18 protein-coding genes, 1 tRNA gene and 2 pseudogenes are annotated in these 26,026 nt (G+C 69.6%); 9 read left to right on the top strand and 12 right to left on the bottom strand.

Annotated elements, in window-relative coordinates; all coding sequences use genetic code 11:
* Positions 1–349: 349 nt before the first annotated feature.
* Positions 350–793: a very short patch repair endonuclease gene (locus tag MMA15_RS10530; RefSeq protein ID WP_277400133.1), complete on the bottom strand. Its 444-nt coding sequence runs from the start codon at positions 791–793 to the stop codon at positions 350–352.
* A gap of 285 nt (positions 794–1,078) precedes the next feature.
* Complete coding sequence (locus MMA15_RS10525) at positions 1,079–2,296, bottom strand: restriction endonuclease (RefSeq protein WP_241058844.1); 1,218 nt, start codon at positions 2,294–2,296, stop codon at positions 1,079–1,081.
* 110 nt (positions 2,297–2,406) lie between these two features.
* Here MMA15_RS10525 and MMA15_RS10520 point away from each other — a divergent pair, with 110 nt between their 5' ends.
* From MMA15_RS10520 to MMA15_RS10510, 3 genes and pseudogenes are all read left to right on the top strand, one after another.
* Positions 2,407–3,618 carry a DNA cytosine methyltransferase gene (locus MMA15_RS10520; protein WP_241058843.1) on the top strand — a complete coding sequence of 404 codons (1,212 nt, stop codon included), beginning with the start codon at positions 2,407–2,409 and terminating at the stop codon, positions 3,616–3,618.
* A gap of 212 nt (positions 3,619–3,830) precedes the next feature.
* Positions 3,831–5,999, top strand: a complete 2,169-nt coding sequence (locus tag MMA15_RS10515) for an ATP-binding protein (RefSeq protein WP_241058842.1) — start codon at positions 3,831–3,833, stop codon at positions 5,997–5,999.
* Positions 6,000–6,439: 440 nt separating this feature from the next.
* Positions 6,440–6,989 (top strand): annotated as a pseudogene (locus MMA15_RS10510) (tyrosine-type recombinase/integrase); the annotation flags it as partial.
* Positions 6,990–7,061: 72 nt separating this feature from the next.
* Here MMA15_RS10510 and MMA15_RS10505 read toward each other — a convergent pair.
* From MMA15_RS10505 to MMA15_RS10485, 5 genes and pseudogenes are all read right to left on the bottom strand, one after another.
* Positions 7,062–7,137: transfer RNA gene (locus MMA15_RS10505), tRNA-Arg, on the bottom strand.
* A gap of 134 nt (positions 7,138–7,271) precedes the next feature.
* The gene (locus MMA15_RS10500) at positions 7,272–8,156 is read right to left on the bottom strand and encodes a universal stress protein (RefSeq protein WP_241058841.1); all 885 of its coding nucleotides are present in this window, start codon (positions 8,154–8,156) and stop codon (positions 7,272–7,274) included.
* A gap of 247 nt (positions 8,157–8,403) precedes the next feature.
* On the bottom strand, positions 8,404–8,703 hold the full coding sequence (locus MMA15_RS10495) for a DUF1876 domain-containing protein (RefSeq protein WP_241058840.1): 300 nt from the start codon (positions 8,701–8,703) through the stop codon (positions 8,404–8,406).
* A gap of 137 nt (positions 8,704–8,840) precedes the next feature.
* A pseudogene (locus MMA15_RS10490) lies at positions 8,841–10,188 on the bottom strand (nicotinate phosphoribosyltransferase).
* Positions 10,189–10,244: 56 nt separating this feature from the next.
* Positions 10,245–11,243: a universal stress protein gene (locus MMA15_RS10485; RefSeq protein WP_241058839.1), complete on the bottom strand. Its 999-nt coding sequence runs from the start codon at positions 11,241–11,243 to the stop codon at positions 10,245–10,247.
* Between the two features lie 461 nt (positions 11,244–11,704).
* Here MMA15_RS10485 and MMA15_RS10480 point away from each other — a divergent pair, with 461 nt between their 5' ends.
* Positions 11,705–12,808 (top strand): alcohol dehydrogenase catalytic domain-containing protein, encoded by a 1,104-nt coding sequence (locus MMA15_RS10480; protein WP_241058838.1) that lies wholly within the window; start codon positions 11,705–11,707, stop codon positions 12,806–12,808.
* A 112-nt stretch (positions 12,809–12,920) separates the two neighbouring features.
* Here the strand turns inward: MMA15_RS10480 and MMA15_RS10475 are convergent, their stop codons facing one another.
* Entirely contained in the window at positions 12,921–13,385 is a 465-nt protein-coding gene (locus tag MMA15_RS10475) for a Crp/Fnr family transcriptional regulator (RefSeq protein WP_241058837.1), read from the bottom strand.
* 156 nt (positions 13,386–13,541) lie between these two features.
* Positions 13,542–15,194, bottom strand: coding sequence for an aa3-type cytochrome oxidase subunit I (gene ctaD, locus MMA15_RS10470; RefSeq protein ID WP_241058836.1), 1,653 nt, complete (start codon positions 15,192–15,194; stop codon positions 13,542–13,544).
* A 345-nt stretch (positions 15,195–15,539) separates the two neighbouring features.
* Between ctaD and MMA15_RS10465 the strand changes: the two genes are divergently transcribed.
* The 4 genes from MMA15_RS10465 (at position 15,540) to MMA15_RS10450 (ending at position 20,876) form a co-directional block, all read left to right on the top strand.
* On the top strand, positions 15,540–16,793 hold the full coding sequence (locus tag MMA15_RS10465) for an FUSC family protein (RefSeq protein WP_241058835.1): 1,254 nt from the start codon (positions 15,540–15,542) through the stop codon (positions 16,791–16,793).
* A gap of 284 nt (positions 16,794–17,077) precedes the next feature.
* Positions 17,078–17,521: a DUF2267 domain-containing protein gene (locus tag MMA15_RS10460; RefSeq protein ID WP_372498219.1), complete on the top strand. Its 444-nt coding sequence runs from the start codon at positions 17,078–17,080 to the stop codon at positions 17,519–17,521.
* 153 nt (positions 17,522–17,674) lie between these two features.
* Positions 17,675–18,817: an SDR family oxidoreductase gene (locus MMA15_RS10455; RefSeq protein ID WP_241058834.1), complete on the top strand. Its 1,143-nt coding sequence runs from the start codon at positions 17,675–17,677 to the stop codon at positions 18,815–18,817.
* Between the two features lie 202 nt (positions 18,818–19,019).
* The gene (locus MMA15_RS10450) at positions 19,020–20,876 is read left to right on the top strand and encodes a sensor histidine kinase (RefSeq protein ID WP_241058833.1); all 1,857 of its coding nucleotides are present in this window, start codon (positions 19,020–19,022) and stop codon (positions 20,874–20,876) included.
* Between the two features lie 195 nt (positions 20,877–21,071).
* Here the strand turns inward: MMA15_RS10450 and MMA15_RS10445 are convergent, their stop codons facing one another.
* Positions 21,072–21,782 (bottom strand): response regulator, encoded by a 711-nt coding sequence (locus tag MMA15_RS10445; protein ID WP_241058832.1) that lies wholly within the window; start codon positions 21,780–21,782, stop codon positions 21,072–21,074.
* A gap of 211 nt (positions 21,783–21,993) precedes the next feature.
* On the opposite strand from MMA15_RS10445, the gene MMA15_RS10440 reads away from it, so the two are divergent.
* Positions 21,994–22,560, top strand: a complete 567-nt coding sequence (locus MMA15_RS10440; RefSeq protein WP_241058831.1) for an Rv1733c family protein — start codon at positions 21,994–21,996, stop codon at positions 22,558–22,560.
* Positions 22,561–22,726: 166 nt separating this feature from the next.
* Here MMA15_RS10440 and MMA15_RS10435 read toward each other — a convergent pair whose 3' ends face one another.
* Positions 22,727–23,818 (bottom strand): nitroreductase, encoded by a 1,092-nt coding sequence (locus MMA15_RS10435; protein WP_241058830.1) that lies wholly within the window; start codon positions 23,816–23,818, stop codon positions 22,727–22,729.
* A gap of 353 nt (positions 23,819–24,171) precedes the next feature.
* Positions 24,172–26,004: a glycoside hydrolase family 3 protein gene (locus MMA15_RS10430; RefSeq protein ID WP_241058829.1), complete on the bottom strand. Its 1,833-nt coding sequence runs from the start codon at positions 26,002–26,004 to the stop codon at positions 24,172–24,174.
* Between the last annotated feature and the right edge of the window lie 22 nt (positions 26,005–26,026).

Raw genomic sequence — 26,026 nt, 5'->3', positions numbered from 1 at the left:
TCCTTACCCAGTGATGTCCTCGTGTCGCTGAGGAGCGTCAGCGTCGCTGCCAGCGCTGCCGACGGCAGGGCTACCTCCGCAAGTCAGCACCTTCTCACACGCCTCGGACATCGCTCGTCTGGCGCGTGGGCTGCAAGTTCTACAGTCGCTCGCTGGCCTGCTACGAGAGTGACTTGCACGTAGATCCCCTGGGCATCCCTGTGTAACCCCTAAGTATCGTCTCAGCGGCAACCTGCCGAACAGGATGCCCACCCCCTGGGGCGCCCCTGTCGCTTGCTCTGGGTAGCTTCCGTCAGGGTGACACGGGGCACCGAGGTATCGGGGTACGCCTAGCCAGGACGAGCTCTGATCAGTCGGACAGGGCGGTGTCGAGAATCGCGAGTATGCGCTCCACGGCCTGCTCTGGAGCCTCGTGTTCCCACACGCGGACGACTGTCCAGCCAGCAGCTGTCAGAGCTTCGTCGGCGGCTCTGTCGCGTGCAACGTTGCGCTCTAGCTTTGGTCCCCAGTACCCGCCGTTGACTCCAGGTTGCCGACCGTGCTCCGGACAGCAGTGCCAGAAGCAGCCGTCCACAAAGATGGCGACCCGTGCCCGTGTGAACAAGATGTCTGGCCGCGGGCGTGCACCGTCCAGCTGAAGACGGAAGTCCACGCGGTACCGCTTTCCAGCAGCGTGGAGCATGGACCGGATGGTGCGCTCAGGCTTTGTGTCCCGCCGCTTGATCGCAGCCATATTGCGTGAACGGCCCGGAGTCGGAGGTGTCGACTCCTCAGGGCTAGTGCTGGGCGTCATCACTTCCACGCTAGCCGAGTTGTCAGACTCACTGTGCTGATGGCTACGTGTGCGAGCTAGGCCGGGAGGTACGAACGTGGCCGCGGACATCGCTCGACAGGTGCGGACGTGACCAGTCTTGCTGCGCGATCGATAGGTCCGCACGACCGGCGAACCAGGATGGTGCCAATTGCCTGTGGTCACCACTGCCACAGGATGAGCAACGAGTGCACCCGCTGCTGTAGGAAGCACGGACTACTGCGCAGCTCGGTCTTGTGATTGCCGAAGCTCTCTGCGTGCCTGCCCTTACGTATGGCTAGGACTCGAAAAGCTCTGTGCAAGCCATTCCTGGACTGCATCGGCGGTGGAGTGTCCGTGCTGTCGAAGAGCGTCGACTATGTCCTTCCCGCATACAAGCACGATGGGGTGGCCGTCCTCGTGGACTTCCTCCTGCACCTGCTTGTGGAAGTACGAGGTGGTGACCAGGACGCCGAAGTTGCGGTGCCTGATGCGGGAGATGAGACGGGAGACCTCTCTGACTCCGACGGAATTGGCAGCGCCGTAGCACTTGGCTTCCAGGGCGAAGTCGATGCTGATGGTGGCTGCGGCGGGGCCGAGGATGTACTGGCCGACGGCGTCGCGTCCTCCGTCACAGCCGGGGCGGGTGATGTCGCACCAACCTGTGCGGGGTGCTATGAGGCGCCAGAGCGCCACTGCGCATGCTTCGAAGCCGTGCTCACGGCCGTGGAAGTGAGTCCGGATCGCTTCGAGGATGGCCTTGCCTTCGAGGTCGTTGGGCAACTGTTCCTGCTTGGTGCGGGTGACGGTGGTGGACGGGGCCAGGAGGGGTGCGTAGATACGGCCCTTGACCCAGTTCTTCCAGGCCGGCGGGCATTCGTCCTCAAGGGGGTCACCTCCCTTGAGGAGGTGTTCAATCCAGGCCCGGGGGATGCGGGCCTGGTCGAGGACGGTGAACCGGGCCCGGTAGTTCTGGAATCGTTCGTTCCTGGTGGTGCGCCAGATCGCGGCTAGTTCGTCATCGGACGGGAGGGTTGGTCCGCCTGGGGCGAGTAGGCCGCGGAAGCGGACTGCTCGCCCGGTGGCCGTGGCCTTTTCGAAGAGGAAGAAGGGCGGGACTCTCGTGCGGCGGTCTTCCTCGGCGCCGTGTGAGGCAGCGAAGGCGTCCCGCAGGAGGCTGTTGCCGCCGCGGGATGTGCCGTGGAGGTCCTGGCCGGGCTTCTTGTTGTCGCCGTAGTAGGTGAATGTCCCGGTGTCCAGGTCCAGGTAGTCCGGCCAGTCGATGTCCGTGCCTGTGGTGTAAAGAACCGCGAGGCGCACCGTCTGCCTTGCCGGTGAGCCCTTGTATCGGAACCCTCCCTGGTTCCCCACGCCGCTGATGAGGCGGGCGATGGGGTCATCCCCTGAGTGACCGTTAGAACCGCCGGCGTACACGGCGTCCACGACCAGGTCAGCGGCCGAGAGATCTTCGAAGGCTACCTGCGGTTGGGGGACAGGGAGAGTCATACACGTAGGTCTAGCACCCGATGGGACTCGCCCTCCGCCCGTGCCAGCAGTCGCCCCGGATGCCGGTGGTCGGCGTGGGGGTGTCAGTGGTGCTGTCTAGGATCTTCACCATGGATCTCGCGGAGGACGAAGTGCGCCCAGTTGCGGGCGAGTTCACGGTCATGGACCTGTTTGCCGGCTGCGGAGGGTTCAGCGAAGGGTTCAGCTCGTTCGCCGATGACCTTGTATCCGAGCGACCGCGCTTCCGTACCGTCGCCGCAGTAGAGAATGATCCCGCTGCCGCGGCCACGTACGCGGCGAACCATGAGTCGGCCAGCGTATTCCAGGGGCTCATAGAGGACTTTGACCCGCGTCCGTACGCAGAGAGCATCGACGTCATAGCTGGCGGCCCTCCCTGCCAGGGCTTCTCAAACCTGGGCAAGGGATACGCCGATGATCCCCGGAACGAACTGTGGCGGCACTACCTGCGGGTCGTCGACGTTGTTCGTCCGAGGGTGTTCGTTCTGGAGAATGTAGACCGGTTCGCCGCATCGCCCGACTACGCCAGGCTTGCCGAACAGGTGCGGTCTGACGGCCTCGGCGAGTACCACCTGGAGGCTGCGATTCTCAACGCTGCTGACTATGGGGTACCGCAGGCGAGGAGGCGGACCATCGTCATCGGATCTCACCGCGACCTGGGAGAGCCCGCACCGTTCCCCGTGCCGACCCACACGAAGGAACCGATGGCGGTTGACGATATGGTCCTCTTCTCCGAGGAGGATCAACTGTTGCGCTGGGTTCCGGTCGAGACCGTCTTCGAGCAGTCGTCCCGCGTCCCGATCCTGGGGACCGAGCTGCCGCAGGTGGAGTACCACGGCGAGGTGCCAGGGCCGTACTTCACTCCTGAGCTGCACTTTGGCCGCAATCCCACCCCTCTGTCAGTGGCTCGCTACAAGGCGATCCCGCAGGGGGGCAATCGACACGATCTGAGGGATAAGTTCAGCGATGACGGGGAGTACCTGAGCACCCCCGCATGGGATAGCCACCTCAGCGGTACGAACGACGTGATGGGCCGCCTCCGCGCTGGACAGCCTTCCGTGACGATCCGGACCGAGTTTTTCAAGCCCGAGAAGGGCCGCTACCTCCACCCGACCGAGCACCGGCCCATCACGCACTACGAAGCAGCACTGATCCAGGGCTTCCCCGACGAGTACCAGTGGTACGGCAGTAAGAGCGATATCGCCCGGCAGATCGGCAACGCCGTACCCATCGGCCTCGCTCGCGCCCTGGCCACCGCCATCTACAACCGCCTCGCGTCCATGACCTACGAGAAGGCAGCCTAAGCGTTACTGAGCGGGACTCGACCGCGCTCTAGGTGGACGAACGGCGTTGCCGAGCCCTCAAAGGACGGCCACTGACCTGGAGATTGGCCCCGTCCTGACCTCCGTGGCCGATGTCCACCCTCGCACGAACGGCTCACAGCCAACCGCGGACGGCCTTTCGGTACAAGCGCCCGGGCGCTGAGGTTCTCGCCACGGGTGGGACACTCATCCCCATGAGCGAGCTGCCACAAGGCCCGCTGGATGGCATGGCGGGTGCAGCCGAGTTCCACAACACGGTGAGCGGCACGGTGCAGGGTCCCGTCGTTCAGGCTGGCCAGTTTCATGGTGACGTGCACCTTCATGCCGCGCATTCGGCACCGAAGGTTCCTCGGCAACTGCCCGCGGCGCCGGGTACGTTCATCGGACGCGATGCTGAACTCGCGTCGCTCAGCGATGTGCTGGAAGCCAGCGTGCAAGAGGGCTCGGCCATGGTGATCTCCGCTATTGGCGGCACCGGTGGCATAGGGAAGACATGGCTTGCACTGCACTGGGCCCACCAGCACGTCAGTCAGTTCCCGGATGGGCAACTCTTCATCGATCTTCGAGGCTTCGATCCTAGTGACAAACCGGTGCCCCCACACGAGGCAGTGCGAGGCTTCCTCGATGCGCTCGTCGCGGATCAGAAGGAGATCCCGGCCGACCTCAGCTCCCAACTGGCCCTATATCGCAGTCTCGTAGCGCAGCGGCGGATACTCGTGGTGCTGGACAACGCCCGTGACAGTGATCAGGTTGCTCCGCTTCTCCCTGGGAGTCCGACCTGCACGGTGCTGGTGACCAGTCGCGATCAGATGGCGAGCCTGTCAGCAACACACAGCGCACACATGCTCCCTGTCGACACACTTAGCGAGCCTGACGCACGGAAGCTGTTGAGCCACCATCTGGGCCAGGAACGCCAGACCGCTGAACCCACTGCCGTGACAGACCTGGTCGCTTGGTGTGCAGGGCTACCGCTAGCACTGAGTATCGTCGCCAGCCATGCACGCCTAGAGCCCCTCACCCCTCTTGCCGACATTGCTGCCGAACTGCGTGAAGCCTCCACACGGCTGCAGGTTCTGGACGCAGGCACGTCGGTTACACAGATTGAAGCAGTGCTCTCGTGGTCGTACGAGGCCCTCACAGCCGAGCAAGCCGCCGCCTTCCGATTGGTGGGGCTGGCTCCTGGCTCTGACCTCAGTGTCCATGCTGCCGCCAGCCTCACTGGCCAGTCAGTCACAGGGGTACGCAGAGTCTTGCGTCAGCTGGTGCGCGTCTCGCTGGTGCAGCAGCACGCAGTCGGCCGCTACCGAATGCACGACCTTGTCCGGCTCTATGCAGCAAAACGAGCACGCGCCGAGCACCCGCAGGAGGAACGCGACCGGGCCCTGCAGGGTCTGGCCGAGTTCTGCGCGCGAACCGCACACGACGCAGACGTGCTCATCGCACCCCATCACACAGCAATCGAACTCGGCGAACACTCCGACGGCTGCCAACCGCAGCACCTCGCAGATGCCCAGGCGGCATGGGAGTGGTTCAGCGCCGAACGCGCCAACCTAATGGCGGTACTGCACATGGCCGCCGAAAGGGGATGGCACGCCAGAGTCTGGCAACTGGCCTGGACACTCACCACATTCCAGCTTCGGCAAGGCCATCTCCACGACAACCTCATCGCGTGGCAGGCCGGCGCATCCGCATCGAAACACCTCAATGACCCCCACACCCGCACCCGCTCACACCGTCACCTCGGGCGCGCATGCGCACAACTCGGCCGCCACCAGGAAGCACTGACCCACCTCGAAGAAGGACTCGCCGGAGCAGAAGGGGATGGCGACCAACTGGGCCAGGCACATACCCACCGGGCCATTGCCAAGGCATGGGAAGAACAAGGCAACTATCAGAAGGCACTTGAGCACGCCCAGCAGGCACTCCAGATTTACGACTCACTTAGCATCGAGGTCAGCGGTTCCCACGCCCTCAACGAAGTCGGCTGGTACACGGCAAAACTGGGCCACTTCGCCCAGGCCCGCCAGTACTGCGCCCGGGCCCTGACCAAGTGCCGCAGGAGCGATGACCGTAGCGGCGAAGCAAGAACCCTCCTCAGCCTGGGCTACATCGACCACCACACCGGCGATACCCACACCGCTGAAAGGCACTTCCGCCGGGCCATCGCCCTGTACTCCAACCTCGGCGACACCACCGCCCAGGCAGACGCCCTCGACCACCTCGGGCACGCTCTCGCCGACCACGACACGGAAGAAGCCGACCGCGCCTGGCGGCAAGCACTCGAGCTGTACTCCACACAGCACCGCGACGCCGACGCCCAGCGCATTCATGCGTGCCTGAAGAAACTTCCTACCCCTTCCTAAAGCATCAAGAGAGCCTCGGCGTCCACGTCATCTGCTACACGCTCCATGCGAGACGGTTTTGGGTGTCATTTCAGTTGGCTTCGAGGGTCTGACAGGCGCTGGAGGTCAGTGACAGCTGCAGAGGCTCTGCCATTCGGTCACTTCGGTCGCTGCACAGCCCGGCCACTCGGTGGTGCTGGCGAGGTTGTCAGGGTCTCTCAATGCCCGGGCGGGCATCGCCTAGGACCAGTTCACACTGTGCGAGGATGACCACCAACTAGCTCCAACTGGCGTAAATGCCAAGGTTGCTGGCGCAAGATGTGACTAGTCGCCGGCCACGTGCACAAGTACAGTGATCCATGATCCGAACTCCTAGGAGAGCTCCTCCCCTTCATCTCAATAGCTGAGGATGCAACCCATTGTTCCGGGGGTGTACTGGTGGAGGGCTGTTGCTCCGCTCCGTGCTTGCCGTGACCATGGGACTCCGACGCGGCGAAATCGTCGGACTCCGCTGGAGCGATGTCGACCTGGACAACGGAATCCTGTACATACGGCACCAAACTCAGCGTCGGCAAGGTCAGCTCTACCAAGACGACCCCAAGGGACGCCGCCGAAGGGTCGTGCCGCTGCCCGCGATGTGCATCGCTCCGCTCCGCTGGCATCGGATGAGGCAGGCGGCTGCCAAGGAGGCCGCGGGGGAGAAGTGGCAGGCGAGCGAGTACGTCTTCACCACCCGGAATGGGCGGCCGGTCGAGCCGCGGAACGTCTATCGGTCCTTCACTCGGGTCGCCAAGGATGCGGGCCTCCGCGTCGTACGGCTGCATGACGCTCGGCACGGCTGCGCGACGCTCCTCGTAGCTGCCGGCGTCGCTCCTCGCGTGGGTGATGGAGATCCTGGGGCACTCCCAGATCAGCATCACGATGGACGTCTACACACACGTCGTGCAGGACACCCAGCGCGAGGCGATCAGTCACATGGACCGGCTGCTCAAGCGGCGTCCAGGGTCGTGACCGACCCCTACCGTTGATGTCGGATTTGGATGTCCAAGGCCCCGGACCAAGATCGGTCCGGGGCCTTTTCGCTGGTGCCCCCGGCAGGATTCGAACCTGCGACACCCGCTTTAGGAGAGCGGTGCTCTATCCCCTGAGCTACGGAGGCGACTCGGACAGGTTAGCCGATCCGGTAGCGGACTCGCTCACGGGTAAGCGTCCGAGGCGAGCCCGCGAGTGCCAGAACCAGCACTCGAGGCAGTGCCCTCGGCCCGGCCGGACCGGTCCCCGCCCGGCTCGACGTCACGCGTGGGGAATCAGCGCGATCGGGCGCGGGGAGTGGTGGAGGAGGGCGTGGGCCACCGGGCCGATGCGGGTGGGGAAAGGGTGGCCGCGGGGGCGGCGGCCGATGGTCAGGAGCGTTGCGTCGGAGGCGACTTGGAGGAGGTAGGGGGCGACGGCTGCGCCCTCGGTCCAGATTTCGGTGGTGACGTCGGGGAAGCGTTCGCGCCAGGGCTGGAGGGTCTCCTCCAGTGCCTGTTGCGCCTGCCGTCCGGCCTGTGCCGTCATGCGGGGCTCGGGGAGTGCGGAGGGGTAGGAGTAGAGGGCGCGCACGCTCCAGGCGTGGGCTACTCGGAGGGTCCGCCGCTGGGCGGAGGCCGTACGGAAGGCGAAGTCGAGCACGTCGGCATGGCGGTCGTGGGGGTCGATTCCCGCTACGACCGGGCCGGTCTCGGCGGCGGCGCCCGCGGGCATACGGCCCCGTACGGCGACCACCGGCCGCCGGGTGTGGGCGATGACCGAGAGTCCCACCGAGCCCAGGACGAAGCCCTCGACGGTGCCGAGGCCGCGGGAGCCGAGGACGAGGAGACCGGCCTCCGACGCGACGGACATCAGGGCCTTCACCGGGGACTCGCAGACCGCGTCCTCGGTGATCTTCAGGGAGGGGTAGAGACCGGCGGCCAGCCGGTGGGCGGCGTGCAACTGCTCCTGGGGCCACGGTTCTTGGCCGTCGGCGGCGCCCAGGGGTTTGCGTCGTGCGCACACGATCCACAGCGGTACGTCGTGCGAGACGGCGTGCGCTCCCGCCCATTCGACTGCGGCGAGGCTCTCCGCGGAGCCGTCGACCCCTACGGCCACCGGCCGGGGCTCGGACGCGACCTCGACCCGGTCGTCTGCTTCCGTCATGACGCACCTTCACTTCCGGCCAGGTCGCAGAGCCGGCTGCCCGGGCGCAGGCCGGACCCTTCGAACTCCCTTACAGCTCCGTCGAGTTCATCTCCGGGAGCCGGTTCACCTCCGCGAGCCGACTCCCCTCCGTGAGCCACTTCCCCTCCGCGAGCTGGCTCAGCTCCGTGAGTGAGTCCACCTCCGCGAGCGAGTTCACCTCCGTCGAGCTTCAGGCGACAACAGCGCCAGCGGCGCCGCTGCGCTGTCACACCGTCACGTCGGGCCAGCCGAAGGCCGCGCGTGCCTTGGGCGGCAACGGGCCCGCGCCGACGCCCTGTAGGTCGCGGTCGGCGGCGCGCATCATCTGGCGGCCGAGTTCCGCCATGGCGCGGCTCGCGGCGAGTTCGTCGCCGATCTCGGGGATGTCCACGTCCTCGGGATTGCAGCGGGCGACTCCTCTGCCGGTGAGTGTCGTGTCGCCGGTCTCGAGTACCGCGCGGGCGGTGGTGGTGCCTTCGTCCTCGTAGAGGAAGATGCGTACGTTCCATTCGCGTGTGTTCGGCATGGTGGCCTCCTCCTTCTTCCGTTTCCCTTTCCGTTTCTGTTCCGATTCCGGTTCGGCCTCTCCTGTCCTCTCCTGTTGTTCCGCCCTCTCCCGCCGTTCCGCTCTCCCTCCGCCCCCTCAGACCCGTTCAGGCCCGTTCAGACCCGTTCAGCCGTGAGGATCTCGCTCTCGATGCGGTACCGGACCTGATCGGCCAGGGACTTCAACTGGTCGGAGTAGACGGGCCGTTGCGGCAGCGGACCGGTGATGCGGCGGGATTCCGGGGGCAGTTGGGCGAGTTCCGCGGTGAAGCGTTCCTGGGCCTCGCGCAGGGCGGGCGGGTCGCTGACGCGGCGGCCGTGGCGCATCACCGGGCGCAGCAGGGGCCGTATGCCGGAGGCGGTGGGGTGTTCGTGCCGCAGGGCGATCACGTCGGGGGCGCCGGGCCTGCGGAAGATCTGTTTCGCGCCGGGGGCGGTGGTCTTGGTGGAGGAGAGCTTCATGACGGGCTTAGCCGTTGTAGGCGACGAGCTTGTACGCCGAGTCCAGATACGGTGCGTCGGCAGCGACGCCGACGCGGGTGCCCACTGCGTAGACGTCGATCGGTGCCTTCTCGTGTACGAGCCGGTCCACGGCGTATTCGTCGAGTCCGCCGCTCGCGACGATCAGTACGTCCGTGAGTCCGGCCGAGTCGAGGATGCGCCGTGCGCGTACGGCCTGTATGGACAGGTCGCCGCTGTCCAGCCGGATCGCCGAACCGGCTTGCGCCCCTTGGGACTTGAGCACGCGTGCGGCGGTGCGCACGCCCGTGTCCGTGTCGTAGGTGTCCACGAGGAACGTCACGGGACGGCCCGGGTGGGAGCGGGAGAAGGCGCGGAAGGCGCTCTCCTCGGTGGGGAACGCCTCCACGTACGAGTGCGCCATCGTCCCGATCGCGGTGAGGCCGAGGGAGGCGGCAGCGTTCACGTTGCTCGTACCGGCGAAGCCCACGAGGGCGCCCGTGCGTGCGGCCGTGCGGCCGGCTTCGAGTCCGTGCGTCCTGCGCAGCGAGAAGTCCATGACGGGTCGTCCGGCCGCGGCGAGCACGCAGCGCGCGGCCTTGGAGGCGACGGCGGTGTGGTGGCTGAGCAGGTTCAGCAGATACGTCTCGACGAGTTGTGCGACGGGCAGCGGCGCGGTGACCTCAAGGAGCGGCTCGCCTGCGAAGACGACGGTGCCTTCGGGGACTGCACGTACCTCGCCATCGAAGGTCGTGCCGAGCAGCGGCACCAGATCGCGGGCGGGGCGGCCCATGGCCTTGGCGAAGGTGTCCAGATCGGCGGGGCCGATACGGAAGGAGCTGAGGAAGTCGAGGGCCGGTTCGAGTCCGGCGGCCACGAGGAAGCCGCGTTCGGGCGGCAGGTCGCGGACGAAGAGGCTGAAGGTCGCGGGCTCGGTCATCCCTTCGTGTACGTACGACAGCGCCATGGTCAGCTCGTACAGGTCCGTGTTCGTCGCCTCGGACATCTGCGAGCACCTCCTGGGGCGGCCTTTCCGGCGTGCGGCCGCCGGAAAGGCACGGGTCAGTCGTGCGGTACGACGGCGACCGGTGTGCGTGCGTGGTGCATGACGGCGTGGGCGACGGTGCCCACGTGGGTGCCCAGCCGCGAGCGGCGGTTGCGGCGGCCGACGATCAGCATCGACGCCTGGGCGGCCGCCTCCACCAGCAGCCGCGAAGGCTGCCCGATGACGGCCTCGGCCTGCACCTTTACGTCGGGTTGTGCGTCCTGCCAGGGGCGCAGCGTGGCGGTGAGCGCCTGGTTCTGCGCGGCCAGCAGCTCGTTGGTCATCGCGGGCGGTACGGGCAGCGGCCGCATTCCGTATGTCGGGGGCAGGTCCCAGGCGTGGAGTACGCGGAGCTGCGCGGAGCGGCGGGCGGCCATGTCGAAGGCGAAGGCGATGAGTTCGTCGCAGGGGCGGCCCAGGTCGAGGCCGAGGACGATGTCGCCGCCGGGGGTCTCCGACGCGGGGTAGAGGTGGGGGTGGTCCTGGTCGCCGGGCTCGCCGGTCTCCCGCTCGTGGGGCTCGTAGGACTCGTCGGGCCCGTACGGCTCGTGTCCCGCGCCGGGTCCGGCCGTCTCGGAGCGCTCCTCCCGGTGCGTGCGGGGGCGCGCCCGTACGAGGACCACGGGGCACACGGTGTGCGCCACGGTGGGCAGCGCGGTCGAGCCGACGATGAAGCCGAGGACGGTGCCGAGGCCGCGGGAGCCGAGTACGAGCAGGTCGGTGTCGGCGGAGGCGTCCGCGAGCACATGGGCTGGGCGTCCCGCGACCATGTCGACGGTGACGGAGAGATCCGGCATTCGGCTGTTGAGATCGTCGAGGGCTTCGCCGGTGATCGTCTGTGCCCACTCGCGCTCGACCTCGTCGTCGGCGATGGGCGAATACGGGTAGGCGCCGGTCTCACGGACCTGGATGATCCGCAGCGTTATGCCCCGCAGGAGCGCCTCCCGGGCCGCCCAGTCGACGGCGGCCAGGCTCTCGCGCGTGCCGTCCAGGCCCACCGTGACGGTCTGGAACATCGACGCCTCCCTCCGTCCCGTCTGCCGGGCCTCGGGCCTGTGGCCTCCGTGTCCCGGGGGTCGCCACGCTGGCGCCGCCCTCGCGGGCTCGCGCGGAGACCCGTCTCCCACGGGCCTTGGCGCGTACGTGCGCCCTCGGTGAAAGAGTCCTGCTCAGCCGACGCGGGGCCGAGAGGCCGGGCGGGTCTCAGGGGTGGGCCGAAGGTCCCCGTGCTCCCGGTGTGCCGGGCCGCTCGGCCGTGTGCCGTGGGCCGGGCGGCCCATGCGGGCGCCGAGGAGCCGAGGCCAGGGTGGGACCAGGGTCTCCGCACTGCCGGGCGGACCGGCCCGGACGGCAGACGGCCGCCGATCGACCGCGCGGGGCCGTGCCGGACCGCGTGGGCTCGTGCCCGCGTGCTCGTCGTACCCGGCCGCGGACCCCGGTGGACATGGGCCCGAACGGGAGCGGGAGGAGAGCGACCATGAAGGCACTGGTCTTGCACGAGCCCGGCAGAGCGGCCTGGGAGAGCGTGCCCGATCCGGACATTCACGATCCGCAGGACGTCGTCGTACGGGTGGAGACCACCAGCATCTGCGGCACCGATCTCAACATCCTCAGCGGCGAGGTCCCGAGGGTGATGCCCGGCACCGTGCTGGGGCACGAGGCCGTCGGCGAAGTGGTCGAGGCGGGCCGCGACGTGCGGACGGTACGGCCGGGCGACCGGGTGCTGGTCTCCTGCATCACCGCGTGCGGCCGGTGCCGCTTCTGCCGTGAGGGCTCCTACGGGCAGTGCCGCGGCGGCGGTGGCTGGATCCTCGGGCACCGCATCGACGGCACACAGGCCGAGTACGTGCGTGTGCCGTTCGCGGACCACTCGGTGCATCTGCTGCCGGGCGCGATCGACAGCCAGGACGCGGTGCTGTTCGCGGACATCTATCCCACCGGCTACGAGGTCGGCGTGCTCAACGGGCAGGTGTCCCCCGGGGACACCGTCGTCGTGGTGGGCGCGGGGCCCGTCGGGCTCGCGGCGATCGCCACCACGCGGCTGTACTCGCCCGACCGCGTCGTCGCCGTCGACCTGACGCCGGGACGGCTGGAGGCGGCGGGCCGCTTCGGCGCCGACGCGAGGGTGCTCGCCTCCGACCGGCCCGAACAGTTCGTCTACGACTTGACGGACGGGCTCGGCGCGGACGTGACGATCGAGGCGGTGGGCGTGCCGGAGACGTTCGAGATGTGCACCCGCATGGTGCGGCCGGGCGGCCACGTCGCGAACATCGGCGTACACGGGAAGCCCGCGGCACTGCACCTGGAAGACCTGTGGATCAAGGACCTGACGATACGGATGGGCCTGGTCGACACTTCTTCGACGCCGATGCTGCTGAGCATGCTCGCCGCCGGGAGGCTGCCGGTGTCGTCGCTGGTCACGCACGTCTTCGAGCTGGGCGCGATGGAGGAGGCGTACGAGGTCTTCGCGGGCGCGGCCGAGACGGGCGCGCTGAAGATCGCGCTCAAGGGCGAGCAGGTCTACCGGGCGGACAGCTCGTCGCTGGTGACCACCGCGGGGAGCGGGGCGAGGTTCGGCTGATCCGGGTCCGGCCTCCGGCCCTCCGGGTTTAGGGGCCCGGGTTTCCGGGGCCGGTGGCCGCCGGGTGCCGCGCTCAGTCAGACGGCGTAGGACGGCCCCGGACCGCGCCGCGTCAGACCCCTGGCGCGCTGCCCTGCGGTCCGTACAGGTCTAGCAGTCTCGTACGGGCCGCGTGCAGCCGCCGGGCGATGATCCAGGCGACCTGGTGGTAGACGACGCGGCCGAGTTCGGGGTCCTCCTCGCACAGCTCCCGTACTTCGTCCGCGTCGAACTCCAGGGCGCTGACCTGCGAGGCGGCCGAGGCGCCCAGTTGCCAGACGTATGGCGGGAACATCCAGGACCAGCCGAGCAGATCGTCCGTTCCCAGGGTCTCGACGGTCGCCGCCTGCCGCCCCGGTACGTGCAGGTCGAGGGTGACGGAGCCGCTGCGGACGATCCAGAACCTGTCCGCCCGCCGGCCCTCCTCGAAGATTCGGGTGCCGCCGGGGAACCCCACCTGACTGGCCAGCCGCATGAACCGCTCGCGCCCCTCGGGAGGCAGCGCGTTGATCAGACGCGGACGTGCGGGGGTCGTCATGGAGTTCACGATGTGGCGCTGCTACGGGCGCCGCAACTCGGTCGGCTCGCGTTCACGGCCGGGCCTCGCCGCCCGAGGACGCGTTCACGGCCGGGCCGTCGCCACCGGGCGCATCCCGGCGTGCCCGGCCACGTCCACGGCCCGTTCCCCCTTGCCTCAGATGCCCTCGGAGTGTTCCGGGTGGTGGAGGTCGAAGGCCGGGGACTCGGAGCGGATGCGCGGCAGCGTCCCGAAGTTGTGCCGGGGCGGCGGGCAGGACGTGGCCCACTCCAGGGAGCGGCCGTAGCCCCACGGGTCTTCCGTCTCGACCTTCTGCCCGGACACGGCGGTCTTCCATACGTTGTAGATGAACGGCAGCGTCGACAGGCCGAGCAGGAAGGCGCCGACGGTGGAGACCATGTTCAGCCCGGTGAAGCCGTCGGAGGCGAGGTAGTCGGCGTAGCGGCGCGGCATGCCCTCGGCGCCGAGCCAGTGGTGGACGAGGAACGTGGTGTGGAAGCCGATGAAGAGCGTCCAGAAGTGGATCTTGCCGAGGGCCTCGTCGAGCATCCGCCCGGTGAACTTCGGCCACCAGAAGTAGAAGCCTGCGAACATCGCGAAGACGACGGTGCCGAAGACCACGTAGTGGAAGTGGGCCACGACGAAGTAGCTGTCGGTGACGTGGAAGTCCATGGGCGGCGACGCGAGCAGCACGCCCGTCAGACCGCCGAAGAGGAACGTCACCAGGAAGCCCACGCTCCACAGCATCGGCGTCTCGAACGACAGCGACCCCCGCCACATGGTGCCGATCCAGTTGAAGAACTTCACGCCCGTCGGCACCGCGATCAGGAACGACATGAACGAGAAGAACGGCAGCAGCACGGCGCCGGTGGCGAACATGTGGTGTGCCCATACGGTCACGGACAGGCCGGTGATGGCGACGGTCGCGCCGACGAGGCCGACGTAGCCGAAGATCGGCTTGCGGCTGAAGACGGGGAGGATCTCCGTCACGATCCCGAAGAACGGCAGCGCGATGATGTAGACCTCGGGGTGGCCGAAGAACCAGAAGAGGTGCTGCCACAGCAGCGTTCCGCCGTTGCCCGCGTCGTAGATGTGCGCCCCGAACTTGCGGTCGGCCTCCAGCGCGAAGAGCGCGGCGGCGAGCACGGGGAAGGCGAGGAGCACCAGCACGCTCGTCAACAGGATGTTCCAGGTGAAGATCGGCAAGCGGAACATCGTCATTCCTGGGCCGCGCATGCAGACGATCGTGGTGACGAAGTTGACCGCGCCGAGGATCGTGCCGAAGCCGGAGAGGGCCAGGCCCATGACCCACAGGTCGCCGCCCAGGTTGGGCGAGTGCTGCTGGTCGGAGAGCGGCGTGTAGGCGAACCAGCCGAAGTCGGCGGTGCCGCCAGGGGTCAGGAAGCCGATGAGCGTGATGCCGCCGCCGAAGAGATACAGCCAGTACGACAGCATGTTCAGGCGGGGGAAGGCCACGTCGGGCGAGCCGATCTGGAGCGGCATGATCGCGTTGGCGAACCCGGCGAAGAGCGGGGTGGCGAAGAACAGCATCATGATCGTGCCGTGCATCGTGAACGCCTGGTTGTACTGCTCGGATGAGATCAACTGGAGTCCGGGACGCGCCAGTTCGGCCCTCATCACCAGCGCCAGCACGCCGCCGATGAGGAAGAAGACGAAGCCGCTCGCCATATAGAGAGAGCCGATCTTCTTGTGGTCCGTCGTAGAGAGCCAGGTGACCATCACAGCGCCAGGCCGCCGGCGGCGGCGGGTAGGGGCTTCCCGTGGGGGCGGTTCGGTCACTACAGGCATGGTGCGGCCCTTTCGGTCACGGTCCTTCGGTGGCGGTCCTTCGGCGGCGGCAGCGGTTGCAATCGCGGTCGCGGTCGCGGTTCGTCCGGCACGGTTCCGGTCGTGCCTCTTCGTGCTTCTTCGGTCCCGGTTCGGTGCGCCCCTCGGGTGGCGGCTCTCGGGGCGCCGCCGACCGCAGCACGTTCGTACCGTCCGGCCCGCGAGAAACAGGCATTTCACTCGTACGTGGGCTGTTCGTGACGAAGCTGTGCGAGGTCGGTCACAAAGAGGTCCGAAACGGTCGCCCGGGGTACGCGGTGCCGCCCAGCACCCGTCGTGCCGGATGTCGGAGGGGGAGTCGTACACATGGCGAAGGCTCAGGCGCCGTTGATGCGGTCGGCGGCGCCTCAGGCCCGTGCGGCCCGCGTGTCCCAGTGGCTGCGCAGGGCCGCGAACCCGAACAGCAGCGAGCGGCAGACGCTCACGCTCATCGGCAAGAGCGCCCTGGTGGCGAGCGTCTCGTGGTACATCGCGCACGATCTGATCGGCGCGCAGAGCCCGGCGTTCGCACCGTTCTCGGCAGTGCTGATCGTGCAGATCACCGCGTATCAGTCGCTGTTGCAGGCGCTGCGTCACGTGGGCGCGGTGTCGGTGGGCGTCTCGCTACAGGGCGCGTTCGGCGCGTTCCTCGGCCCGAATCTGCTGAGCTTCGTACTGGTGGCGCTGATCGCGGCGTTCATCGGCAGATGGCGGCGGCTGGGGCCGCAGGGGTCGCAGGTCACCACGGCCGCGTTCTTCGCCTTCTCCACCTACGCCGCCGCTGCCGGGCAGAGCCAGGGGCTGAGAGAGCTGGGGCAGATCGTGTTGCTCGTGCTCATCGGCTGCGGGGTCGGCGTCGTGGTGAACGTGCTGGTGCTGCCGCCGATGCGCTACCGCAGCGCCGAGGACGGCATCCACGTACTCGGCCAGTCACTGGGCGATCTGGCCGAGGACGTCTGCGCCGCGCTGCGCAGGGGGGAGCTGGACAAGGAGAGCACGGAGCGCTGGCGCTATCGCGCGGCGCAGCTCGGGCCCATGACCGCGCAGGCGCAGACGTCCGTGCAGACCGCACGGGAGAGCGTGCACTACCACCCGTGGCGGGTGCTGGGCCGCTGGCGTGGCCGCCCCAGCTTCACCGGCTATCAGGAGGTCACCGACGCCCTGGAGCGGATCACCTATCAGATGACGTCGATGACGCGCAGCTTCGACCAGTGGCACGACGGGGAAGACCGTGACGGCCGGGGGTACCGGTGGTTTCTGGTCCGCTACGGCGACTTCCTGTCGTGCTTCGCCGCCGTCGCCGAGGTCTTCGGCCGCCTCGACGAGGACCGGCTGGGCGAGCAGTGCCGCGAACTGGGCGCCGCCGTCGAGGAGTTGGAGGAGGCGCGCGGCAGGCTGGCCGAGGCGGCGGAGAGCGGCTCGCCGCTGCCCGTGAGCGACCCGTCCGAGCCCTACGGGATTCTCCTGGCGGAGGCTGTACGGCTGCTGGACGAGGTCGAGCACGCGGGTGACGTGCTTGAACAAGCCGTCGACCGGGCCGGACACCAAGCCGCCGGGCGCCCCGGCGAAGGAGCCCGCTGACCGCGTACACCCGGCCGGTCGCCCGTGTGAGCGGCAAGTGTGTCGGATCGCGCGCAAGCGGTCACCCGGCCGGTAGCAGCGCGGGAGCGGACTTGGCGGACGGACATCGGCGGGCGCATGCGAGCCGTCGTACGGACGCGTCGTACGAAACCGTCGTATGAACCGTCGTCCGGGGCCTTCACAGGAAGGCCGCCGACTCGGCGACCTGCGAGAGCGGGTCGTACCGGCCGCCCGATCGTCCGTCGGCGCCTGCACCCGCGCACCGAACCACACAGCCGGAGGGGATGGCAGGAGCGATGCGCTACGAGGAGTTCACCGGGCAGGTGCAGGCGCGTGCCGACCTCGGCAGCAGGCAGGCGGCGGAGCAGGCCGTGCGTGCCACCCTTGAGACCGTCGCGGAGCGCGTACCCGACGGAGTGGCCGACCATCTGGCCGCGCAACTCCCGCACGAGGCGGCCGAGTCGCTGCGCCGCGTCGTCGCCGTACACGAGATGTCGCCGCACGAGCGTGCCGAGGGCAGGACCAGCGGGGAACGCTTCGACCTGCCCGTCTTCGCGGGGCGCGTGGCCTGGCGCGGCGAGACGTCCGAGGAGGAGGCCCTGCGCCGTGCGGGCGCCGTACTGGAGGTGCTGGACGCGGCGGTGGCGCCCGAGCTGATGCGGAAGCTGGAGGACGTCCTCCCGCCGGACATCCGAGCCGTGCTGCCCTCGGGGCGCGCCGCCACATGACGGACGGCGGACGGGCGTGAAGGGACGGGCGCGCGGGGCGGACACGCGGGGGCCTACGAGAACCGGCGAGAACCGTAGGGGCGGGCCGACCACCGGCCGAACCGGCACGAGTACCGGCCGGAACCGTGAGGACTGGCGAGGAGAGGAACCTTCATGACCCCTGAACCTGACGCTTCCCCCGAACGTGGCGCTTCCAAGTCCGGTACGGGCGGCCCCGGCCTGCGCGTCGTCGTGGTCGGCGCCACGGGCAACGTCGGTACGAGCGTGGTGCGTGCCCTCGCCGACGATCCGCAGGTCGGCTCGGTGCTGGGCGTGGCCCGCCGCATCCCGGGCTGGTCGCCCCCGAAGACCACCTGGGCCTCCGCGGACATCGGCCGCGAGGACGTGCAGCGCGACGGCCGTACGGACGGACTGACCAGGCTCTTCCGCGGTGCCGACGCAGTCGTGCATCTCGCGTGGATCTTCCAGCCCACCCATCAGCCGTCCACGACCTGGCGCACCAACGTCCTCGGCTCGCTGCGGGTCTTCGACGCCGTCGCGGACGCCGGGGTGCCCGCGCTGGTGCACGCGTCCTCGGTGGGTGCCTACTCGCCCGGACCCAAGGACCGCCAGGTCGACGAGAGCTGGCCGACGCACGGCTGGCCCGAGGCGGCCTACTGCCGGGAGAAGTCCTATCTGGAGCGGGCGCTGGACGGCTTCGAACCGAGCCACCCCGAGGTGCGCGTGGTGCGCATGCGTCCCGGCTTCCTCTTCAAGCAGGAGTCGGCGAGCGAGCAGAGGCGGCTGTTCGCGGGACCTTTCCTGCCGCAGCGCCTCGTAAGGCCGGGGCTGGTGCCGATCGTGCCGGACGTGCCGGGGCTGCGGATGCAGACTCTGCACACCGACGACGCCGCCGAGGCGTACCGCCTGGCCGTCACCGGCACCGCACGCGGCGCCTTCAACCTCGCGGCCGACCCCATCGTGGACGCCGAGGTCCTGGCGGGGCTGCTGGACGCCCGTGTCGTACGGATGCCGCTGCGGCCGCTGCGTACGGCGCTCGCGGCGAGCTGGCACTCGCATCTGCTGCCCGCCTCGCCGCAGCTCTTCGACGCTGTGCTGCGGCTGCCGCTGATGGACGCGGGCCGTGCCGGGCGTGAGCTGGGCTGGACGCCGAGGTGGACCGCGGACGAGGCGGTGGGCGCCTTCCTGACCGGTCTGCGGAACGTGGCCGGAATGGACACCCCCACGCTCACGCGGAGCCTGCCGGGCGGGGGGCGGCTGCGGGAGCTGCGTACGGGCGTGGGCGAGCGGCCGTAAGCGGAAGGCGGGGGCCTTCCCGCAAGCGAGAGGCGGGGCCGGTCTTCGGATCGGGCAGGGGCCGATCGTCCCGGCTGCCGGGCCCGTACGGACTGTCCGTACGGGCCCGGGAGGGCAGACTGGCCGTGCCGTTCGGCCCGTCCAGCGGCTACTGTTTGGACTAGGGCAACGGACAAATCCTCCCAATTCATGCGGAGGGTCGATGAGCGGCACTGTGCATCACAGGGACGGCGAGGGGCCCGGCGGGCTGCCCCGTATGCACCTCGACGACCTGCTGGAAGAGCTTCAGACACGGATCGACGCGGTGCGCGGCAAGCGGGACCGCATCCAGAGCCTGCTCGACGCGGTGCTCTCCGTCGGCCGTGAGCTTGAACTCCCGCAGGTGCTCCAGCGCATCGCCGAGGCGGCGGTGGTGCTGGTCGACGCCGAGTACGGGGCGCTCGGCGTGCTCGGGGAGGACGGCAGGGTCTCGCGCTTCATCCCGGTGGGCGCCGACGGGCGGCAGAAGAACGAGGACGGGGGCCCGCTGACGGCGCCACTGCCGGCGGGCGACGTCCTGCTGGACGAGCTGACCCGCAACCCGGTGCCGCTGCGGCTGTCCGACCTCGACGGCAGTGGGACCTCGCGGCGGCTGCCGACAGGGCACCCGCCGATACGTTCGTTCCTCGGGGTGCCGATCAGGGTGCGGGACGAGGTGTTCGGCCACCTCTGTCTGACGGAGAAGCGAGGCGGCGGGGAGTTCGACGGTGAGGACGAGACCGTCCTCTCGACCCTCGCCGCCGCGGCGGGCGTGGCCGTCGAGAACGCACGCCTCTACGAGGAGGCCCGCTACCGCCAGCGCTGGATGGAGGCGAACGCCGAGGTCACTCGGGCGCTGCTCTCCGGCATCGAGGAGCAGCGGGTGCTCGGGCTGATCGTCGAACTCGCACGGACCATCCTCTCCGCGGACCTCGGCGTACTCGCCCTCACGGAGAACGGCGGCGAGACGCTGAGGGTCGCGGTGGCGGCGGGCACCGACGCCGAACACCACAGGGCGCTGCGGCTGCCGCGCGAGGGCTCCTTCGCGGGCGCCGCGATGGCCGCGGGCGAGGTCACCGTGAGCGCCGACATCGAGAACGACGCGCGGTTCGAGGGCGCCTCGCCACGCTGGGAGGGTCTGGGACCTGCCGTCGCCGTGCCGATGATCGCCGAGAACGCGGCCAGGGGCGTACTACTGCTCGCCCGCGCCAAGCCCTGCCGCCCCTTCGACGGACCGCAGATCGCACCGCTGAGCGCCTTCGCAGGACAGGCCGCCGTGGCCATGGAACTCGCCGAACGGCGCCGCGACGCCGAGCAGATGACGCTGCTGGAGGACCGCGACCGCATCGCCCGCGACCTGCACGACCTGGCGATCCAGCGGCTCTTCGCCACCGGGATGACGCTCCAGAGCGCCGAGCCTTTCGTGGAGCACCCCAAGGCACGTGAGCGGCTGCTGCGCGCCGTGGACGATCTCGACGCCACCATCAAGATCATCCGGTCGACCATCTTCGGCCTGCGGTCCCACGACGGCGACGCCGCCTCACATGAGGGGCTGCGCGGCCGGATCACGGGCGCGGTGCGGGACGTGGCCTCCGCGCTGGGCTTCACGCCGGAACTGCGCATGGAGGGCCTGCTCGATACGGAGGTGCCCGGCGCGGTCGCCGACGAGGCCGTGGCGGTGCTGAGGGAGGCGCTGTCGAACGTCGCACGCCATGCCAGTGCGGACAGCGTGCGCGTGACCGCGGAGGTCGCGGCGGAAGCCGCGCCTGAGGCGACGGGGGAGACGACGGGTGGACACGGGCCGACGGGGCGGACGTTCACGCTCGGCGTCGTGGACGACGGCGCCGGCATACCGGAGGGCGCCCGGCACAGCGGACTGCACAATCTCGCGGAACGGGCGGAACGCCTCGGCGGCGGACTGCGCCTCGATACGCCCCCCGGCGGCGGCACGAGGCTCGTATGGCGGGTCCCGGCGGACGAGCCCGGGGGCGGGGACGGGGCCGGAGCCGGGGTCGGCGAGGAGGGGACCCCCGGCGGCTGAGTCTCGGTACGGCGATGGTGATGGCGATGGCGATTGCCGTGGCCGTGGACACGAGGCGAAGGACCCCGCGAGGTCTGCACGCCGATCGGCAGGCGCTGACGCGGGCAGTCCCAGCACTCTCAGTCGGCAGGAAGTGGTCTCAGTCGGCAGGCAGCGCTCTCAGTCGGCAGGAAGTGCTGCCGCGGGTCTGGTCCTTCAGTGCCTGCGGTGCCGGTCCTTCTCCGGGGACTGCGCCTGCGCCTGTGTGGCCAGCACGGCGGCCTGGACCCGGCGTTCCACGCCGAGCTTCGCGAGCAGCCGCGAGATGTGGTTCTTCACCGTCTTCTCCGACAGGAACAGCCGCTTGCCGATCTCCTGATTCGTCATCCCCTCCCCGATCAGGTCGAGGATGTCCCGCTCCCTCGGCGACAGGCCCGCGAACGCGTCCTCCTCCTGCTCCTCCTCGCGTGCCTCCGGGCCGCGCAGGCTGCCCATCAGCCGGGCCGTGGTCGCCGGGTCGAGCATGGACTGGCCCGCCGCGACCGTGCGTACGGCGGAGACCAGGTCGGAGCCCTTGATCTGCTTCAGCACATAGCCGGAGGCACCGGCCATGATCGCGTCCAGCAGGGCGTCGTCGTCGTCGAAGGACGTCAGCATCAGGCATGCCAGTTCGGGCATGCGGGAGCGCAGCTCGCGGCAGACGGTCACGCCGTCGCCGTCGGGCAGCCGCACGTCCAGTACGGCCACATGCGGACGGAGCGCGGGCCCGCGGGCCAGCGCCTGCTCGGCGGTGGCGGCCTCGCCGATGACGTCGATGTCGGTCTCCGCCTCCAGCAGATCGTGCACGCCGCGCCGTACAACCTCGTGGTCGTCGAGCAGCAGGACCCTGATGGGGTTCTGCTCGGAGAACTCCGGCAGATCGCTCATGTCGCACTGCTTCCACTCGGGAACCCCGGCGTAGCGCCGCTGTTCGCATCGTCGCTCCGCCGCTCGCGGCCCGCGTAGGGCCGAACGGTCCCGGCGGGGCGAAGGAGGGGGCCGTCCGTACCGGCATCGGTGGACGTTTCGGCCCCCTTAGGCCGCGCCCGGCAGATCACCTCGCTCCCGTGGCCGGTCAGCCGCGGTGAGGAGTCGGCACATGAGGACGAGGAGATGGCTGTGGCGCTGGCGCAGGAATCCGCTCCGGCGTCGCTCCGACCGTGCCGAGGCATGGGCGGGGCTGGCAGCCGCGGTGGTCATGACGGTGACCGCGCCGCTCACCGGGGCCATGGCCTCGGACACCGTCGCGGGCAACCTCCGTGACGAGCCGGGACTCCACCGGACGTCCGCGGTGCTGCGCCAGGACGCGCCCTCCACGGACGGGGTCGCGACGGTCTCCGACGACCCCACCGTCCTCACCGAGGTGAGTTGGACGACTGCGGACGGCCGTACCCGTACCGAAAGGGCACCCGTCGAGATCGGGACCCGCCGCGGCGAACATGCACCGGTGTGGCTGGACCGCCGTGGCATGCCCCAGGAGCCGCCGCCCGACGCGACCGAGGTGGCCGTGGAGAGCGGCGCCGCGGGCGGAGCCGTCGCCGTGGCCACCTGCTTCGCCGTGGCGAGCGCCGGCTGGCTGGTACGGCGGCGCCTGGACGCCGTACGGGACAGGGGGTGGGAACGGGAGTGGGCGATGGTCGGCCCGCGATGGAGCCGCCGCGACTGAGGCCGCGAGGACTTGAGGGGCTTGAAGGGTTCGAGGGGATTGACGGGCTTGAGGGGCTTGAAGGGCTGACTGAGGCGGGCTCGCGCGCAGGTCGCGGTACGGGCCCGGTCACGGCCCGGGCTCGGTCACGGCCCGGGCTCGGTCATGGCAGCGGGCCCCGGCTCGGTCAGGGCACGAATTCCAGTACGTCCCGCAGCGGCAGGCGCGGTGTCGCCGGGTCCAGCGGGCCGTAGCCCAGGCGGACCACCATCTGCACGGGGCCGGAGCCCCATACGGGGTCGCGCAGCAGCCAGCGCAGTTCGGGGCGTTCCAGCGCCTGTGTGGCGAAGGACGTGGCCAGACCCTCCCGGGTCGCCGTGAGCAGCATCCGCTCCATGGCCTGCCCGGCCATCAGCCAGTCGTCCGGGTGGTCGTGCTCGGTGCAGAGCAGCCCCAGATGGGGCAGTTGCGCGAACTCCCCCGCGCCCGCGCCCGGCACCCCGCCCTGAGGGGCGGCGCCCTGAGGGACGGCGCCCTGAGGACCCGTACCCGGGCGGCTCGTGCCCGCGTTCATGTCCGGTCCGCGCTCGCCCGCACCCGGGACTTCCGTCCCCGTATGCGGCCCCGCTCCGCTCGCCTCGGCACCTGCGTCCGTGCCCGTGTCGAGGCCGCTCCTGCCGTGGGCGAGGTCGCTCACGGGCGCCCTGCCGTCGGCCTCGCGGTGCCCGAGGCCGTCGTGGGGGACCCCGTCCGCGATCGCGTCGGAGATCTTCACGCCCGTACGGACCCAGAGCCGTTCGTCCGGGTCGCCGCCGTGCCCGGCGCTGAGTTCGGCCTCCTCGATCACGTCGAGTACGAGAGACAGGTGCCAGCCGGAGAGGAACGCCAGCCGTGCGCCTTCCGAACGGGCCTGCTCGACAAGGCGGTTGGCGAGGGCGGGCGGTATCGGGCGCTCGGCGAAGGGGTAGCGGCTCGTGCGGCGCTCCGAGATCGCCCTGTAGAGAAGCGGCAGCCCCGAGTCGACGGTCCCGGCGGACTCCCGCAGCGAGACGGACGCCAGGGTCTGCCAGTCGTCCGGGTCGGGCAGCAGCGTCACTACGGGCCGGAAGCCGGCGCTCTGTGCGGCCACCCGCAGATTGAACAGGGCGGCGCCGCAGCCGAGATGGAGTGCCCGCAGCTCGGGGTCGGCGTGCGGCACGGCCCGCTCGGGGACCGCGCGCAGCTCGATCGAGTCGCCTCCGCGGCTGTAGCGGAAGCGCCAGGGCTGTGCGTTGTGCATGGACGGTGCCATACACGCATCGCGGACAAGATTCTCCACCACCTCGCCGCGAGGGGATGAGGCGGAAGGCATGGGCACTGGCTCCCTGCGGTTCCTTGTAGACGGCGTTCTCGGGATGCTGGACGCGGGCCACGGAACGACCCCGTCCCACTCGCCAGGCTCCTGCCGCCGCCGTGCGGGGCAGAGGGCCGGTCGGCCCCGATGAGGGGCCGCAGGTCCCTACCGCGCCGAGAGCCCCGCCCATGCCGAGTCCCGCACACAGGTCAGCGCCCCGCCCGCGAGGGGACGGGGCGCTGCCCGGGATGTGCTCGCTCCAGCCGGGGGCCGCGGCTCGACCGCCCTGCGCCGGAGCCTCAGTAGCTCAGGCCGTGCCCGTATTCGTAGAGCGTCCCGTCCCCCTCGTCGAGCGCGGGAACGGAGACGGGGAGCCTGCCGCCCGGGTCGACGTCGCCGTACAGGGTCCTCACGACGGACGCCAGCGACGGCTTCCCGTAGGAGAAGGTGGCCAGATAGGCGGGCACGTCGGGGAAGCGGCGGATGTCGTACGCGTTGCGCACCGCGACCGCGACCACCGGTTTGCCGGTCTTCACCAGCGCCTTCACCAGGTCGGCCTGTGCCGCGCCCTTGTCCTTGGCGGACGCGGCGGCGTTCGTCAGCACGACCGTCACATCGTGCTCCTTCGCGGCGGTGACGGCCTCCTCGATCTTCTCCGTGCCGGGCGTGGCACCGGTGGCCAGTGCGGTGGCCTTCTGGCGTGCACGTGCCGCGACCGTGCGGGCGAGGATGCCGACCTGGTCGGTGTCCCAGCCGGTCACCAGGACGTTGCGGGCCGCCGCGGAGAGGGGCAGCGTGCCGTCCTCGTTGCGTACGAGGGTGATCGTGCGGTCGGTGATGGCGGCGGCGTCCGCGGTGTGGCGGCGGCTGCCGACGACCCGGTCGGCGCGGTCCTCGTCGACGTAGGGGCGGGGGAACAGGCCGTTACGCAGCTTGTGTTCGAGGATGCGCAGCACCGAGGCGTCGAGCCGGTCGCGGGACACCTCGCCGCTGTCGACGGCCTTCCGCACGGCGGCGTGCGCGGTGTCCGCCTTCGGCGCGAGCACGAGCTGGTCGCAGCCTGCCTTGAGGGCCCTCACGGGTGCGACGTCAGGCGGGAAGTCCTCGGTGGCGCCGCCCATGTCGAGCGCGTCGGTGACGATCAGGCGGTCGAAGCCCAGCTCCTCGCGGAGCAGCCCGGTCACGATGGCCTTCGACATGGTCGCGGGGACGCCGCTGGAGTCCAGTGACGGTACGACGATGTGTGCCGTCATGATCGTGTCGACGCCCTGTGCGATGGCAGCGCGGAAGGGCGGCAGGTCGGTCCTCTCCAGCTCCTCGCGCGAGTGCTTGATGACGGGCAGGCCGGTGTGGCTGTCGACGTCGGTGTCGCCGTGGCCGGGGAAGTGCTTTGCCGCGCTCGCCACTTCGCCGCGGTGGTAGCCGCGTACGGACTCGGCGACCAGTTCGGAGCACAGGTCCGGGTCGGAGCCGAAGGAGCGCACGCCGATGATGGGGTTGTCCGGGTTGATGTTGACGTCGGCGACGGGCGCGTAGTTCTGGTTGATGCCCATCGCGGCCAGTTCGGTGCCGATGATCTCGGAGGACCGGCGTACGTCGGCACGTGAACGGCCCGCCGCCAGCGCCATGTTGCCCGGAAGCTGAGTTGCCGGCTCCAGCATGCGGTAGACGACGCTGCCGCCTTCCTGGTCGACGGAGACCAGCAGCGGGATGCGGGCGCCGGTGCGAAGGGCCGCGCGCTGAAGCCCGTTGGAGAGTCCGGCGACCTGGCGCGGGGACTTGAGGTTGTCGGGGCCGCGGCGGGCGTCGAAGTAGATGACGCCGCCCGGACGGTACTTTGCGACGACCTCCGCCGGAGTCGAAACTCCGTACAGCTCCTCGTTCTTGGCGTGTGAGGAGTCCGCCGTCTTGCCGTATACCTCGACGACGAAGAGCTGCCCGATCTTCTCCTTCAGCGACATCCGGCGCAGCAGCGCGCGGGCCGTGCGCCGGATTCGTTCGTCTTCGCCGGGCGTGGCCGCGTGCGCCGTACCGGCGGCAAGGGCGAAGCCCGCGGCGAGACCGGCTGCCCCGGCTGCTCCGGCGAGGACTTGTCTGCGGGTGGTGGACTGCGTGGGCGGCGTCTGCTGCATATGAGTGCTCCTCACACGGGGC

It is taken from the genome of Streptomyces marispadix (genome assembly GCF_022524345.1).
In the GTDB taxonomy this organism is placed as follows: Bacteria; Actinomycetota; Actinomycetes; order Streptomycetales; family Streptomycetaceae; genus Streptomyces; species Streptomyces marispadix.
Note: the sequence above shows the minus strand (reverse complement) of the source record. Positions and strands in the feature narration are given on the sequence as shown.

Coding starts and splice junctions, on each gene's coding strand:
- MMA15_RS10530 (WP_277400133.1), bottom strand. CDS start 793: ATGACGCCCAGCACTAGCCCTGAGGAGTCGACACCTCCGACTCCGGGC.
- MMA15_RS10525 (WP_241058844.1), bottom strand. CDS start 2,296: ATGACTCTCCCTGTCCCCCAACCGCAGGTAGCCTTCGAAGATCTCTCG.
- MMA15_RS10520 (WP_241058843.1), top strand. CDS start 2,407: ATGGATCTCGCGGAGGACGAAGTGCGCCCAGTTGCGGGCGAGTTCACG.
- MMA15_RS10515 (WP_241058842.1), top strand. CDS start 3,831: ATGAGCGAGCTGCCACAAGGCCCGCTGGATGGCATGGCGGGTGCAGCC.
- MMA15_RS10500 (WP_241058841.1), bottom strand. CDS start 8,156: ATGACGGAAGCAGACGACCGGGTCGAGGTCGCGTCCGAGCCCCGGCCG.
- MMA15_RS10495 (WP_241058840.1), bottom strand. CDS start 8,703: ATGCCGAACACACGCGAATGGAACGTACGCATCTTCCTCTACGAGGAC.
- MMA15_RS10485 (WP_241058839.1), bottom strand. CDS start 11,243: ATGTTCCAGACCGTCACGGTGGGCCTGGACGGCACGCGCGAGAGCCTG.
- MMA15_RS10480 (WP_241058838.1), top strand. CDS start 11,705: ATGAAGGCACTGGTCTTGCACGAGCCCGGCAGAGCGGCCTGGGAGAGC.
- MMA15_RS10475 (WP_241058837.1), bottom strand. CDS start 13,385: ATGACGACCCCCGCACGTCCGCGTCTGATCAACGCGCTGCCTCCCGAG.
- ctaD (WP_241058836.1), bottom strand. CDS start 15,194: ATGCCTGTAGTGACCGAACCGCCCCCACGGGAAGCCCCTACCCGCCGC.
- MMA15_RS10465 (WP_241058835.1), top strand. CDS start 15,540: ATGGCGAAGGCTCAGGCGCCGTTGATGCGGTCGGCGGCGCCTCAGGCC.
- MMA15_RS10460 (WP_372498219.1), top strand. CDS start 17,078: ATGGCAGGAGCGATGCGCTACGAGGAGTTCACCGGGCAGGTGCAGGCG.
- MMA15_RS10455 (WP_241058834.1), top strand. CDS start 17,675: ATGACCCCTGAACCTGACGCTTCCCCCGAACGTGGCGCTTCCAAGTCC.
- MMA15_RS10450 (WP_241058833.1), top strand. CDS start 19,020: ATGAGCGGCACTGTGCATCACAGGGACGGCGAGGGGCCCGGCGGGCTG.
- MMA15_RS10445 (WP_241058832.1), bottom strand. CDS start 21,782: ATGAGCGATCTGCCGGAGTTCTCCGAGCAGAACCCCATCAGGGTCCTG.
- MMA15_RS10440 (WP_241058831.1), top strand. CDS start 21,994: ATGAGGACGAGGAGATGGCTGTGGCGCTGGCGCAGGAATCCGCTCCGG.
- MMA15_RS10435 (WP_241058830.1), bottom strand. CDS start 23,818: ATGCACAACGCACAGCCCTGGCGCTTCCGCTACAGCCGCGGAGGCGAC.
- MMA15_RS10430 (WP_241058829.1), bottom strand. CDS start 26,004: ATGCAGCAGACGCCGCCCACGCAGTCCACCACCCGCAGACAAGTCCTC.